General features: G+C 47.8%; 14 protein-coding genes. 11 read left to right on the forward strand and 3 right to left on the reverse strand.

The window, feature by feature from the left end; genetic code table 11:
* The 6 genes from OCV29_RS15695 to OCV29_RS15720 all read left to right on the forward strand — a co-directional run bounded on the left by OCV29_RS15695 (position 1) and on the right by OCV29_RS15720 (position 7,443).
* A complete protein-coding gene (locus OCV29_RS15695) occupies positions 1-1,221 on the forward strand; it encodes a glycosyltransferase family 4 protein (RefSeq protein WP_073604157.1) in 1,221 nt (406 codons plus the stop codon).
* A complete protein-coding gene (locus OCV29_RS15700) occupies positions 1,218-2,669 on the forward strand; it encodes a lipopolysaccharide biosynthesis protein (RefSeq protein ID WP_073604158.1) in 1,452 nt (483 codons plus the stop codon). The genes OCV29_RS15695 and OCV29_RS15700 overlap by 4 nt, the downstream gene beginning before the upstream one ends.
* Positions 2,670-2,699: 30 nt before the next feature.
* Complete coding sequence (locus OCV29_RS15705; RefSeq protein ID WP_370737201.1) at positions 2,700-4,100, forward strand: O-antigen ligase family protein; 1,401 nt, start codon at positions 2,700-2,702, stop codon at positions 4,098-4,100.
* A 73-nt stretch (positions 4,101-4,173) separates the two neighbouring features.
* Positions 4,174-4,884, forward strand: coding sequence for an acyltransferase (locus OCV29_RS15710; RefSeq protein ID WP_073604159.1), 711 nt, complete (start codon positions 4,174-4,176; stop codon positions 4,882-4,884).
* Between the two features lie 10 nt (positions 4,885-4,894).
* Complete coding sequence (locus OCV29_RS15715) at positions 4,895-6,019, forward strand: glycosyltransferase (protein ID WP_073604160.1); 1,125 nt, start codon at positions 4,895-4,897, stop codon at positions 6,017-6,019.
* Positions 6,016-7,443, forward strand: coding sequence for a GumC family protein (locus OCV29_RS15720; protein WP_073604161.1), 1,428 nt, complete (start codon positions 6,016-6,018; stop codon positions 7,441-7,443). The genes OCV29_RS15715 and OCV29_RS15720 overlap by 4 nt, the downstream gene beginning before the upstream one ends.
* A 45-nt stretch (positions 7,444-7,488) precedes the next feature.
* Here OCV29_RS15720 and OCV29_RS15725 read toward each other — a convergent pair whose 3' ends face one another.
* Genes OCV29_RS15725 through tssD form a run of 3 tightly spaced genes read right to left on the reverse strand, consistent with a single transcriptional unit; the run spans position 7,489 to position 9,027 of the window.
* Entirely contained in the window at positions 7,489-7,854 is a 366-nt protein-coding gene (locus OCV29_RS15725; RefSeq protein WP_139281599.1) for a hypothetical protein, read from the reverse strand.
* Between the two features lie 19 nt (positions 7,855-7,873).
* A complete protein-coding gene (locus OCV29_RS15730) occupies positions 7,874-8,488 on the reverse strand; it encodes a hypothetical protein (RefSeq protein ID WP_073604163.1) in 615 nt (204 codons plus the stop codon).
* A gap of 44 nt (positions 8,489-8,532) precedes the next feature.
* The gene (tssD, locus tag OCV29_RS15735) at positions 8,533-9,027 is read right to left on the reverse strand and encodes a type VI secretion system tube protein TssD (RefSeq protein WP_073604164.1); all 495 of its coding nucleotides are present in this window, start codon (positions 9,025-9,027) and stop codon (positions 8,533-8,535) included.
* A gap of 331 nt (positions 9,028-9,358) precedes the next feature.
* On the opposite strand from tssD, the gene OCV29_RS15740 reads away from it, so the two are divergent.
* The 5 genes from OCV29_RS15740 to OCV29_RS15760 all read left to right on the forward strand — a co-directional run bounded on the left by OCV29_RS15740 (position 9,359) and on the right by OCV29_RS15760 (position 13,582).
* A complete protein-coding gene (locus tag OCV29_RS15740; protein WP_073604165.1) occupies positions 9,359-10,456 on the forward strand; it encodes a glycosyltransferase in 1,098 nt (365 codons plus the stop codon).
* Positions 10,453-11,640, forward strand: coding sequence for a glycosyltransferase family 2 protein (locus OCV29_RS15745; protein WP_073604166.1), 1,188 nt, complete (start codon positions 10,453-10,455; stop codon positions 11,638-11,640). Before OCV29_RS15740 ends, OCV29_RS15745 begins: the two co-directional genes overlap by 4 nt.
* A gap of 11 nt (positions 11,641-11,651) precedes the next feature.
* Positions 11,652-12,287: a sugar transferase gene (locus OCV29_RS15750; RefSeq protein WP_073604184.1), complete on the forward strand. Its 636-nt coding sequence runs from the start codon at positions 11,652-11,654 to the stop codon at positions 12,285-12,287.
* 364 nt (positions 12,288-12,651) lie between these two features.
* A complete protein-coding gene (gene zur, locus OCV29_RS15755) occupies positions 12,652-13,131 on the forward strand; it encodes a zinc uptake transcriptional repressor Zur (protein WP_073604185.1) in 480 nt (159 codons plus the stop codon).
* A complete protein-coding gene (locus OCV29_RS15760) occupies positions 13,121-13,582 on the forward strand; it encodes a chemotaxis protein CheX (RefSeq protein WP_073604167.1) in 462 nt (153 codons plus the stop codon). Before zur ends, OCV29_RS15760 begins: the two co-directional genes overlap by 11 nt.
* The last annotated feature ends 57 nt before the right edge of the window (positions 13,583-13,639 follow it).

Below are 13,639 nucleotides of genomic sequence, written 5' to 3' on the forward strand. Positions count from 1 at the left end.
ATGGCAGCACAACACGGCCCGGAGAAACACAGCCCGGTACAACATTGTCTGGTTTTTGATCCAATTGCATTCAAGGGGGGCTCCAAGATTGCCACCCGCGAAATCATCGCGTTATGTGACCCAAAAAAAGTCCGTTTCACGATCGCAACAAGAGACCCGGATTCATGGCGGGAAAGTGCACGGCAGGCAAACCATATCCGGATTATCGCTCTCCGGTCTGCCGGGCAATTCAGCCGGGCAACACAGGGCATGGCTTTCTGGATGAAGCATTTGATCTACCTGATGATGTTATTGCGTCTCCGGTTCTCTGCCGGTCCGTTTGATACCCTGATTGGTGCATCCGGACCCGGCGTGGATATGGCCCTGTATCTGTTGAACAGCCTCTTCAAATGCCGGATCATTCAGCTGATACACGGACCGGTCGGGCGATCACGGGCCACAGGCCGCGCTCTGATGAAAGCCGATCAGGTTTTTTTTCTCGCGTCAGCCCGCAGCAGTATGGCGGATGCTATCCGGGCCGGTTACCGGTCAGGAACCCCGGCGGATAAGGCAGAAGCCCTGACCCGCAAAGCGCTGTCATCACCTCATTTTCATCCCCTGACCAACGGACTCAGCCAAAAAAACTGGCCCACACCCTGCCAGTACAACCAGCCAACATTATTCTGGTGTGCCTCTTTACTTAAATGGAAAGGACTGGATTTACTGCTCGAAGCACTGAAAAGTTTTGCCGGTGAACAACCTCAGCTGTCAGCCAATATCTGTTTTATCCGGCCCAAAGATTCTTCCCTTGAAGTCAGTCAGGCTCCACAGCGTATGGAACGGGTCTATTGGTTTCACGATCCGGACAATCTGGACCAAATCCGCAGTCAGAGTAATATTTTTGTCTCCACCAGCAACAATGAACCCTTTGGCTTGTCCGTTCTCGAAGCAATGGCTGCTGAAATGTGCGTCATTATTCCGCGCGATAATGCTTACTGGGATACCGTATTAACCCACAATGTGAACTGTCTGAAATACCAGCCAGATGATCCGCAAAGTCTGGCAGAAGCCATCCTTCAGGCGGTCCGTCATCCGGCTCTGATTCAACGTCTGGGTCAGTCTGCGGCCAGACAGGCTCAGGATTATCAGGCCGAGATCACTTATCAGCCGGCAGCTGACTGCATTCAAAACCCGCATACACCGGTCGGTTGCAGTCAATTCCCTGCAGGAGAGACGCAATGACCCGAAAAACCGTCCATTCCATGCTGATTTACGGGACCAGCCTGCTGATGATGAAAGGCCTGTCACTGCTGATGCTGCCGGTCATGACCCACTATATGGATGCGGGACAGCTGGGAAAGCTGGAGTTGATCGCCAGTATCGGCGCTTTTCTCGGTATTTTGTCCACAGCTGCCATGCATGAAAACCTGTATCGTTTTGTCGGCCATCTGACGGATCAGCTCAAACGCTTTCATCAGGCGGCAGGATTAATGACATTTTCCATGCTGATAGGCACCGGCATTGGTGTGCTGCTTCTGACAATATTGCTGACGTTGCCTGAAGCATGGTGGCAAAGCATTCCGCTGACGAAAACTGAGAGTGCGCTATTGATACTGGCACTTGCTTTTGAAGGCCCTGTTTCTCTTCATCTGGCGTGGCTGCGGATGAATGACCGGGCAACCACTTTTTTCAGTGTCAGCGTGCTCACAACTGTGCTGCAAATTATGATGATTACCGGCGTCTTGCTCTGGCATCCTTCCGTCACCGGTATTTTACTCGCCGGCACAGTCACCCGCTATGTTCAGCTGGTCATTCTACACCGGGTAAACGGTTTTCCGGTCCGCCCGCCCACACAGGCAAAACAACTGCTGGCTTACAGCACTCCACTGATGTTATCCGCCTTAATCGCGTTTGGTCTGAGCGGTGCTGAGCGCTGGATGATTGCCTATGCCTCCGATCTGACAACATTGGGCTATTACGCCATTGCCGCCAAGTTTGCCCTGGCGATGTGTATTTTAGTGCAGCCTTTTGGGATGTGGTGGATGCCAAAGCGGTTTCAGGTGTTATCAGAACAAGGCGGACAAGCGGCTGTCCGGCAAACTCAGGCAGGCATTGTTTATATTCTGGCACTGGCGGTATTGATCTGTTTTGTCGGTCAGATATTTATCCGGCTTGCGCTTCCACAGAGCTATTACCCGGCTCAGCAGTTGTTGATTATGACAATGGTGATTGCACTGTTTAAAGAAATCACCGAGCTGCTTAACCTCGGGATGCTTTACCAGAAAAAAACCGGCGTGCTGTTTCGTCTGAATTTAATCATGACCGCTGGTACACTGCTGACGACGCTGATGCTGATGCATCGCGGGATAGAATGGATTTTGTGGACGCTGGCAGCCGCTCAGGGGATTCGCTGCCTGTGTGTTTTAATCATCGGACAACGCCACCAGCCTCTGCCATATCAGCATACGTCGCTGGTATGCCTTCTGTGTATGAGCGGGATATTTCTCAGTGCCGCGTGGTTTGTCCAGGCAACCCATCTCCGGCTGTTGCTGGCAATCACCGCCCCCGTTTGTCTGATACTTTTTGCCCTGTCTCTGAATTATATCCGGATACCGTATCAGGCAGGGCGTCTGGCTGAAATACGCTCAATGCTGATGCAGTCACTACCACGATTTCAAAAGCGCTTATAGAGACGGACAGGAAAGGAAAGGAGAAGCTGAATGACGATGAGGAAAGAAACCAGCCGGCCGGGAATGGTGATCTGTCTGACCGTCTGCCTGCTGATGGCCGGTATGTGGTATCTGATCCCTCATCCGGTCATTCCTGTCGCCATTGCCATCCTGCCTCTGGCTGCGATGTTTGCCCTGACGCAAACCTTCTGGCTGGTAATTCTGTTTATCATTTTCTCTTTCTTTCGTATCCATGAGGCGATTCCTGCGCTGTTCCCGCTCAAAATCCCCTTGCTCTTGTCTCTTGGTTCACTGGCCGCATTAATGTGGCATGTGCTGATCAGCCGCCAGCTCAAAGTGTACTGGCATCCGTCCCTGACCTGGCTGGCCATTTTCTGGGTACTGGTGTGTGTCGGTATCGTGTTTGCGTCCAACCGGGGCATCGCCCTGAACAACTTTAAAGGGATTTACTGGAAAATCATGATCATGACGCTGGCGACCGTTTGGCTGGTCAATAATGCAAAAAATCTGAAAATGACGACTTTTTTGATCATTGGCGCCGGAATGATCGTCGGTTCGGTCGCAATGAGTAATTCGATTCAGGGCATCGGTCTGGTAGAAGGCTCGCGGGTCACCGTGGGCAGAGACCTCGGCTCAATGCTGGGAGACCCGAACGATCTGGCGCTGGTGCTGATGTTTCCGCTGGCATTTTCCATCAGCCTGAGTACCACCAAAGGCATTCCGTGGTCACAGCGTTTACTTGGGCTCATCGCAACAGCACTGTTAATGAGCGCCGTCATTGCCACACAAAGCCGGGGTGGTCTGCTGGGGTCACTGGCGGTATTCGGCATTTTTGCGTTGCGCCTGATTCGCAGCAAAGTCCTGCTGCTTACTCTGGGCAGTATTGCTGCACTGCTGCTTTACAGTGTTGCCGGTATTTCCGATCGCGCATCCGGGGGAGCGGCGGAAGAAGGCGTTGACGCTTCAGCAATGGGTCGCTTGTATGCCTGGGAAGCCGCATTCAAAATGGCGCTGGACAATCCGCTGTTCGGTGTCGGACTCAACAATTTTTATTCAAACTACTTTTTTTACAGTCCTCACTGGGACGGACTGAATCACGCGGTTCACAGCACCTGGTTTGGCGTGCTGGCTGAAACCGGATTTCTCGGACTGTTCATTTTTGTTGCGTTTATTGTGTCCTTAATCCGGACCGCTTCACGCACACTCAAATCTCTGCCTGAAAACTGCAATCCCCATCTGGCAGCCAATGCTGTCGCCGTTTATGCCGCCCTGATTGGCACCATCGTATCCGGCACCTTCCTGACACAAGGCTTCAACTGGCCGGTTTATATTCTGGCAGCCCTGACTGTAGCCATCGCCCGGATTAGTCAAAACGATTGTCAAAATGAGAATCAAAACCGGCACCAGCAGAAAAATCAACTAACAGACTGATTTTAAAAGCATAAAAACCCGGCACAAGATTTGTAACGTGATGCATACAAGTCCACGATTCAGGGAAATCATTATGCTGAACACAAAGGTTCATGACTTCAAACAATGGCTCAGACATCACCCGAACCCGCGCCACCGGCAGATGTTTCAAACCTTAAAAAAGGTCCGTGCTTTTGAGCTGCCCTCTCCCCGTGTATACAACGGGCTGGTTTGTGGCATTTACACCCTCAGCACCACGGTCAGTTCAACACTGATGCGCTGGCTGGTTTATACACCGGTTTTTCGTGCCAGGGCAACCATGACCGGCCGCCGCCTGTATCTGTACAGCGGTACACCTTATATCAGTGGCCCGTTGCAAATCTATGTGGGGGATGACTGCCGGATTTCCGGACAAACCACCATGACCGGACGCAGCACCTCAAAAAATCCGACATTACGGATTGGTCATAATGTCGGGATTGGCTGGCAAACCACCCTTGCAGTCGGCACGCAGATCATCCTTGAGGATAATGTCCGGATCGCCGGACGGGCATTTCTGTGTGGCTATTCAGGCCACCCACTGGATGCAGCCCGCAGAGCAAGGGGAGAGCCCGATGATGATGATCAGGCCGGTGACATTCATCTCAAACGCGATTGCTGGCTGGGCACCAATGTGTCCGTCAAGCAGGGCGTCACGATTGGTGAAGGCACGATTGTCGCCTCAGACAGTGTGGTCATTCACGATTTACCAGATTTTGTACTGGCTGCCGGGAATCCGGCCAAAGTCATCCGGTCACTGAAGTAAGGAGAACGATATGCGTGATTTTATTGTGTTCGGGGAAGATTTTGGCGGGTTGCCATCCAGCACTCAGCACCTGATTTCCCACTTCCCTGAACATTGCCGGATTCTCTGGGTCAATTCGATCGGATTACGTCAGCCCCGCCTGAGCCGTCATGATATCCGTCGTGCTGTTCATAAACTTTTCAGGGTATCCAAACCGGCATATCAGTACGAAGAGAAACCACCCGCCACCAATATCAGTGTGGTAAATCTTGTCACGATTCCTGCGCCACGCTCGCGCTGGGCACGTACAATTGCCCGTGAGATCATGCAGTACCAGCTGAGAATCATGATCAAAGAGTTCCGCCTCAATAAACCAGTCTTATGGACATCGCTGCCAACGGCGGCTGATTTATGTGGCAAGCTTGGCGAAAGCCATGTGGTGTATTACTGCGGGGACGATTTCTCGGCGCTCGAAGGGGTTGACCATCAAACGATTTCACGGCATGAGGCCGATTTGGTCAGTAAAGCAGATTTAATCCTTGCAGCAAGCCCGGCGTTACAGAATAAGTTTCCCGCTGAAAAAACCTGTCTGCTGCCTCATGGTGTCGATACAGAGCTCTTCTCAACCCCCGTTACACGGGCGCAGGATCTGCCGCAGCATGGTCCGGTCGCCGGTTTTTACGGCAGTTTATCTTCCTGGCTCGATGACACACTGATCGGGCAGGTCGCCAAAGCCTTACCCCACTGGCAGTTCGTCTTTATCGGACCACAAACACAATCACGCCCGTCTTTGCCGGAGCTGCCGAATATTCACCTGCTGGGGCCAAGAGCTCACCATCAGTTGCCCGCTTACTGTCAGCACTGGGATGTCAGCCTGTTGCCTTTTATTCTCAATCAGCAAATACAAGCCTGTAGTCCGTTAAAGTTAATGGAGTATCTGGCAGCAGGCAGGCCAGTCGTCACAACCGACTATCCGGCTATCGAGCCCTACCGGCTTCATCTGAACGTCACCGATAGTGCTGAATCCATGATTGATACACTCCGCAGATATGAATGCAATCCGGACAGCCTGAATATCGCTCCCGCGACAATTGTCCGGCAGGAGAGCTGGCAACGGCGGAGTCATGTTATTTCCCAGTTACTGGAGCTGTTATGAATGAGTTGAAATTTCGCTTTGCAGTTCTGCTTGGTGCAGCATGGCGCAGAAGATATGTGATTGTACTGCCGATTCTGTTACTGCCTTTCGCCGGTGCGCTGATCAGTTCAATGGCACCACTGGCTTATCAGGCACATACCAGCATGCTGATTCAGGAAACGGCGAAGATGAATCCTTTTCTGGAAGATTTGGCCGTTTCAACCATGCTCAATGATCGGATGAGTGCCCTCAGTACTTTGCTGAAAAGCCGTCATGTACTTCTGTCCGTCGCTGAAGAAAGGCAGTTAATCAATCAGCAAATGACGAGCCAGCAAATAGACTATGTCATCGCGAAACTTTCCGGCAGCCTGAATGTAAGAATGCTGGGCAAAGATTTTATCAAGATCGAACTGAAGGCCAGCACCCCACAGGGAATGAAAGAAACACTTCAGGCGGTGAGTGATCATTTTATCGAACAGCTTCTTGCACCAGAGCGTTCATCAATCCGCGATTCAAGCGAGTTTCTCAGTATTCATATTGAGAAAAGAAGAACAGCGCTGGATGACGCAGAAAATGCACTGGCAGAATTTAAAAACCAGTACGCTGCTTTTTCCCCGCAAATGCAGAATCAGATCCTGAATCAGCTCGCCTCTCTGAAACAGTCCTTGTCTGAGAAAGAGGCTGAACTGGCCGGGGTGAAAAAGAGTTTGGGCGGTCTGGATCAACAGCTTTCCAAAACCAATCCGGTTGTAGGCAAGATTGAGGAACAGATTATCCGGATCCGCAGCCAGCTGACGCTGCTTCAGGCCCGTTACACGGATGCTCACAGCTCGGTTCAGGCGAAAAAACGGGAGTTATCCCGGCTGGAGTCAGAAAGAACCAAACTCCTCAGTGAAACCGAGCGCCTGCTGAACAGCAATCAGTTATGGGATATGGCAAGTCACATTTCAGTCTCGCAACAAGGTGAGATGAAACCTCTGCTGATTACTCAACTACAAAATTTACAGGTCACCCGCAGCCGGTTTGAAAGCCTTCAGGAAGAGACCAAGAGCCTGCAACAGATGATCACAAAGCTGGAAAATCAGGCCTTTTCTTTCGGCGATCATGCCAAAACACTGCACCGTCTGCAGCGGGATGTGGACATCAAACGGGATCTGTACGACGAACTGATCCAGCGTTACGAAATGGCCCAGCTCACCGGTTCTCTGGGGATCTTCGAGCAAACCAAACGGGTCAAGATTATCGATTTACCCTACACACCCAGCACACCGTCAAACCTGCCTCTGATGATTTTTGTCATCGCCGGTGGTTTTGCCGGCCTGTTCATCGGCATCGGTATTGCTACATTAATGGAGTTGTTTGATACCAGTATCCGTCGTCAGGACGAGCTGGAATCTATCTGCCAGGCACCAGTATTGACGATTTTACCGAGGATTAGGAGTTGAGCAAATGCGTCCAGTCAAACCATGATTAGCCGGCGCATTTAGGCTCTATTCTTCAATCTTTGTGGAGACAATTAAGGTATCTGGCCTTAACCTCATGGGTGTTTTTATCCATTTATCCCAGAATTTTTTTGTATCCGCTCCCTGCAAACCAAGACACCCTAAAGTACCGGGAAGATTCCCATCTGGATGGATCCCAAAACCATGCCTGTGTGTCGAAAAACCGGGCTTTAATGGAATAAAAAAACCTTTTCCAGTCAATGGATTGATATATCCAGATTCCATATTCGATTTATTTCCCGCTGCAATCCGACGTTTTTCAATCTTATATACACCATCAGGAATCGCACCTTTACCATATCCTCCCGTCACGATCTCAAACTGCGCATCTCCCCATTTCAGATATCCGATCATCCGGCTGCCTTTACCATGCTTACTTTTTATAAATCTGATTTGTATCGGCATTTTTGGTACTCTCAGTTAAATCTTTAAAATAACGCCAGTAATCCAAGGGTAACTGATGTGTTTTTCTTACCCTGTTAAACAGATCTGGATTTGTCATTTGAATTTCAGATAGGTTTTCATATAAACCCGATAAAGCAGAACCATCCAACAACTGAGACAGTTTAAATAACACCTTAAGCGCCTCTGCATCAGTCATGGCATAAACAGAGAGAAGTGCATAAAAAGGGTTGGTCACCGATACCCATAAAGAGTTATTCTGTACCAGTTCAGATATATTGGTATTCGAGTGTTGAATAAACCGGTTAATATATCGGGATTCCTGTGTTCTTTTCGCCAGTAAATACTCGTAATAATATTGGCTCGTTTTATCCGTTGTTTGCTGATAATCCATTTCAATTTCTTTCAGCAAAGCCTCTGATAATTCCAGATTTGATAAAATAATAAAACCTGTCGGCCTGTTTTGCTCAATATAGTGATGATATATATTGTCTGCTATATTCTGTTGGGCATAACCGCCAGTCGGCAACAAAAAAGTCAGGAACCCAAAAGCTATATACAAGACAGAACAGCAACTTTTATTCATCGAAACTCTCCAGTATGTTTTTTGACGAGTAGTACGATCGTGGCTTAGTCCAACCAGCCTCCCTGATCCCAGTTATCATATCCCATCGTTCCGGATGACTTATGGTTCCATATGATTTCTTTGTAACTTAATCCAATCACTTCATGCATTTCATCCTGATGTTTTTTGATTGTATTTGGCAATGAAAAATCAATACTGGAAATGATCGCTTTCTTTAATTCAATCGAATAAAACTTCTCGTTATAGCCTTGCTCATTCGTACGATAAAAATTTATGGTACAGTCCAGATGTTCTTGTTTTGCAAATGCAGTTGAAAGGAGCGGAGTTGATTTATCAATAAATTTAGTAATAAATATCGGTGTATGCGTTTTTCCGTGTTCCTGAATATCTTTAGATAGATGATGTTCACATTCAATCAAAGAGATTTCATCCGAATGAGTTTCCTGATATTTATTTCCCATTGAATCTTTAGTGTTACATCCACTGGAAATCATACCCTGTTTTTCACCATTAATTGTGATATACGCTACGTGTGCCATTTGATCATCACCTTAATTAAACTCAAATGGGAATATTTTATGATTCACAGAGCATAATGGCTATCCTTATTATTTATTCATCTAATACAATATGATATCTATTCAAATTCCTCAGATGATTAAGCGGGTTGATTATCAGTATCAGTCATTCCGGAACACGCCCTGGCCCGCTTCCCTATTCTCAATAAGAAAATCACTCCGATTCTCAAATCCGGAAAATCACATTCATCCGGAAAAACAAACCATAACTAACTGAATTAAAACATAAAAAAAATTGGCACATTCAATGCTACCTGAAGGACAGAGAAGAAAGTCACAGGAGTCTTAATTGATGCAGCCAACACCACAACAAACAACAACCATTCATGTGGTTCAACACTTATCCCCCGGCGGGCTGGAATGTCTGGTTCTGGAATTACTCCGGCTGGCCTCACCCTCTAATCAGGTTTTGATTGTCAGTCTTGAAGGAGAACACCAGCAGGCACTGGAGAAATGGCCGAGACTCAGACCATTCTCGGGGCAACTGCACTTTCTGGGAAAATCATCCGGCTGGTGTAAAACAACATTATTCCGGTTGAAAGCACTGTTTAAAACTACCCGGCCGGATATTGTGCACACCCATCATATCGGTCCGTTAATTTATGGCGGCATCGCTGCTAAGAGTACCCGGGTTCCGGTTTGTATTCATACAGAACATGACGTCTGGCATCTGCAAAACTGGCGTCATCGTTTGCTCGAAAAAGTGGTGCTGAACTGGGTACGGCCTGTACTGGTTGGCGATGCAAATCAGGTCACACAAACCCTTCGCAGCTATTTTAACTATCCGGATGCGCTGACCATTAAAAACGGCGTCGACTGTGAACGCTTCACTCCTGGCGACAAAACATCAGCCCGGACGACACTTGGTCTGCCTGAAGCCACTTATATGATTGGCTGTGCCGGACGTCTTGAATGGGTCAAAGGACATGATCAGATGATCAAGGCCTTCAAACAACTGCCGGAAAATTATCACTTAGCCATTGCAGGTCAGGGCAGTCAGGAAGCGCAGCTTCGACAGCTTGCAGATGAAAGCGGCCTCAGTCAACGGGTGCATTTTCTGGGGCTTGTCGATAACATGCAAACCTTTTATCAGGCGCTTGATTTATTTTGCCTGCCTTCCCGTAGTGAAGGTTTTCCGCTTTCACCACTTGAAGCGCAGGCTTGCGGGATTCCGGTCGTTGTCACCCATACCGGCGCTTGCGAAGAAACCCTTTGTCAGCAGACCGGAAAGCTGGTCAAAGCCAACTGTGTTTTCTCCCTGATTCAGGCCCTGAAAGATGCAGAAACAACCGTGCTCAGCACCTCTCCAAGAGCGTATGTTGAAAAACACTGCAATATTCAGCAGATGGTGGCCGCTTACGAATCAATCGGTCTGGAGGCGATGAAATGACGATACTCATGGTCACATTCTGGGTTGCTGCCGGTTTGATTATTTATCACCATTTCGGTTATCCGCTTTGGCTGAGATGGTATGCCGGCAGGCATCCCGGAGAAAAAATATCATTAGCCCGCCGGGGTTATCAGTCCAGCGGGGCTGATGAAGAATTACCCACGGTGACAGTGCTGATCCCTGCTTACAACGAAGCCCGCTGGATTGCTGAAAAAATCAGGAATCTGTCTGCGCTCGATTACCCAAAGAAAAGGCTGAAAATTATCATTGCCTGTGACGGATGCGAGGATGAGACAAGCCGGATTGCACAGGAAACCATTCAGGAAGCAATTTGCGCTGAAACTTATTTTGAAATTCATGATTACCCTGAGAACCGGGGCAAAATCGCGATCATTAATCATGAAATGCAGTCATTTGACTCTGACCTAACCGTGCTGAGTGACACCAGTGCATTAATTTCCGTGGATGCGTTGCTGATTGCTGCCCGTCATTTCGAAAATGAACGGCTTGGTGTACTCAACAGCCGGTATCAGTTGCTGGAAACACCGGGTGAAGGCGAAGCAAAATACTGGCACTACCAGAGCCAGATCAAACAACATGAAGCATCAACCGGCGCAACTATGGGTTCTCACGGTGCTTTTTATATCTTCCGGACCCACCTGTTTGAGCCACTGGCACAGAACACAATTAATGATGATTTTATCCTGCCAATGAAAATCGTAAAGCAAGGCTATCAATCACTTTACGACAGTGAGATGCGGGCACTGGAACTGGAGCCGACGTCGCTCAAACAGGATTTTCAGCGACGTCTGCGCATCTCTGCGGGAAATATGCAGCAATTGATTGTTTTGTCCGGGTTACTGAATCCGAAATACGGATTAATCGCCTTTTCCCTGTTTTCCGGTAAAGGATTGCGTTTGTTTATTCCATATTTGATGCTGACCTGTCTGATTTGCAATGTGCTGCTGATACACCATCCATTTTATCTGGGTCTGCTGCTGATACAGATGACTGTGTATAGCACTCCGGCCGTCGCACAGGTCTTTCCCGGCATCCGGCAATATAAACCACTCCAGTGGATGCACTACTTTTTAACCGGTCACTGGGCCAACCTGCTGGGCGGGTTGAGATATTTATCCGGCATGGAAACCAACCGCTGGACCAAAATAAACCACAAGAGGTAATCATTATGTATATGTTTTCATTGACTCAACCATTAATTCATAGCGTCAAGCGCAGCATTGATATTCTGGGCGCGCTTGCCGGGCTGATTGTCTTATCTCCGGTATTGCCGATTGTGGCGCTTGCGATTAAAGCAACATCACCAGGCCCGGTTATTTATCGTCAGTGGCGTGTGGGGAAATCCACACCGGAGCAGGTCAATTTGTTTGAAATGTTTAAATTCCGGACCATGGTGCAAAACGCAGAAGTACAATCCGGCGCAGTATGGGCGACGGAGAATGATCCGAGAATTACCCGCATCGGACGTTTCCTTAGAAAAACCCGGCTGGATGAAATTCCGCAGCTGGTCAACGTGCTCAAAGGTGAGATGTCCCTGATTGGTCCGAGACCGGAGCGTCCGGCCTTCTACAGTAATCTTGAAGAAAAAATCCCGTTTTTTACTGAGCGGACCTACGGAATTTTACCGGGAATCACCGGACTCGCGCAAATCAGTCAGGGATACGACACCTGTATCGATGATGTACGACGTAAAGTAGCTTTCGATCACAGTTATTCACTGTCAATGTATTCATTCAAAAGCTGGCTGCTGATGGATATGAAAATTATCGGCAAAACACTTTTGGTGATGGTCTGCGGCAAAGGACAATGATTTATCTTCCCGGCAAAGAGGCAGAATACCAGACCGGTCTGCCTCTTTGACACCTGCTTTCTGACACATTTCTTCCTGCTCCCGCCTGTATCGCTATCAGATAATCAAAAATGTTATGATCGTTTTTTTAATTTTAAGCTTCGGTGATTGCCATCAAGTATGATCTTTCTGTATATAATAAAAGTATAACCCGGCATGATGACAGTGATTCCCTGCTGCTAATGAACTGAACCTGACTGATAATATTCATTTTTCAGGGAAGGTGTCACACTGAGGCAGTGTAAACCACCTAAACTTGTCAGAAATGTTGCACGATATTACGCTTGGATTAGTATATGCTTATAAGATTCTGGTGGTTAAGGTGATGAATTTGGACCACAATTTAACAAAGCAGATAGAAGAAATATGCGCTGCAAGAGGAGTCAGGCTGACTTCTCAACGCAAACAGGTGTTTGAGTTAATCAGTTCGAGTAACAAAGCAGCCAGTGCGTATGAATTACTTGAAGCACTCAAAAAAAATGAGCCTCAGGCAAAACCACCCACAGTTTACCGGGCGCTTGATTTTTTACTGGAGCAAGGGTTCATTCACCGGGTTGAGTCAACCAACAGTTTTATCTCGTGTTGCTCCTGTAACGCACATAAGCATTTTTCTCATCTTTTAATATGTGATAAATGTGGTGATGTGATTGAAGTGCAAAGTGAGCATTTCATTTCATCACTGGAAGATAATGCAGAGAAACATGGCTTTCAGATTACAAATCACGTAATCGAATCACATGGAACCTGCCAGATATGTTCCTCTGAAATTAACAATGAAACAATAGAAGAAGATTATGCGCGCTGAGTTTGTAAATCCGTTTTTAGCATCATTAATGAATGTCTTAAAGACCATGGCTTCTCTGGAGTTAAAGCCACAAAAGCCCCGGGTGAAAAAAGACGAAATCGCCCGTGGGGATATCTCTGGCTTGATCGGTATGGTCGGGCCGCAAACAAAAGGCTCTATGTCCATCACCTTTGATGAAAGTCTGGCACTTGAAATCATGCAGAACATGCTTGGAGAACGTCCAAATGGTCTGAATGAAGAAGTCACAGATATGGTCGGTGAAATTACCAATATGGTCACAGGGGGTGCGAAGCGAATTCTCGCTGAAAGTGGTTTTGAATTTGACATGGCGACGCCAGTTGTCGTTTCAGGAAAAGGTCACACGCTCCGCCATAAATGTGAAGGTGCTATTATCATCATGCCTTTTTCTTCACAATGGGGAAATGCGTTCATTGAAATTTGTTTTGAGTAAGCACGAATTCAACTTGATTGATAATGATATAAAAAGGTTGGGATTCCCAACCTTTTT

This window comes from Vibrio aerogenes (genome assembly GCF_024346755.1).
Taxonomy (GTDB): domain Bacteria; phylum Pseudomonadota; class Gammaproteobacteria; order Enterobacterales; family Vibrionaceae; genus Vibrio; species Vibrio aerogenes.

Bases quoted from the DNA above. Each gene is read 5' to 3' on its own strand.
- zur (WP_073604185.1), top strand. From the start codon at position 12,652: ATGAATTTGGACCACAATTTAACAAAGCAGATAGAAGAAATATGCGCT.
- OCV29_RS15750 (WP_073604184.1), top strand. From the start codon at position 11,652: ATGTTTTCATTGACTCAACCATTAATTCATAGCGTCAAGCGCAGCATT.
- OCV29_RS15700 (WP_073604158.1), top strand. From the start codon at position 1,218: ATGACCCGAAAAACCGTCCATTCCATGCTGATTTACGGGACCAGCCTG.
- tssD (WP_073604164.1), bottom strand. From the start codon at position 9,027: ATGGCACACGTAGCGTATATCACAATTAATGGTGAAAAACAGGGTATG.
- OCV29_RS15715 (WP_073604160.1), top strand. From the start codon at position 4,895: ATGCGTGATTTTATTGTGTTCGGGGAAGATTTTGGCGGGTTGCCATCC.
- OCV29_RS15760 (WP_073604167.1), top strand. From the start codon at position 13,121: ATGCGCGCTGAGTTTGTAAATCCGTTTTTAGCATCATTAATGAATGTC.
- OCV29_RS15725 (WP_139281599.1), bottom strand. From the start codon at position 7,854: ATGATCGGATATCTGAAATGGGGAGATGCGCAGTTTGAGATCGTGACG.
- OCV29_RS15745 (WP_073604166.1), top strand. From the start codon at position 10,453: ATGACGATACTCATGGTCACATTCTGGGTTGCTGCCGGTTTGATTATT.
- OCV29_RS15740 (WP_073604165.1), top strand. From the start codon at position 9,359: ATGCAGCCAACACCACAACAAACAACAACCATTCATGTGGTTCAACAC.
- OCV29_RS15730 (WP_073604163.1), bottom strand. From the start codon at position 8,488: ATGAATAAAAGTTGCTGTTCTGTCTTGTATATAGCTTTTGGGTTCCTG.
- OCV29_RS15705 (WP_370737201.1), top strand. From the start codon at position 2,700: ATGACGATGAGGAAAGAAACCAGCCGGCCGGGAATGGTGATCTGTCTG.
- OCV29_RS15720 (WP_073604161.1), top strand. From the start codon at position 6,016: ATGAATGAGTTGAAATTTCGCTTTGCAGTTCTGCTTGGTGCAGCATGG.
- OCV29_RS15695 (WP_073604157.1), top strand. From the start codon at position 1: ATGGCAGCACAACACGGCCCGGAGAAACACAGCCCGGTACAACATTGT.
- OCV29_RS15710 (WP_073604159.1), top strand. From the start codon at position 4,174: ATGCTGAACACAAAGGTTCATGACTTCAAACAATGGCTCAGACATCAC.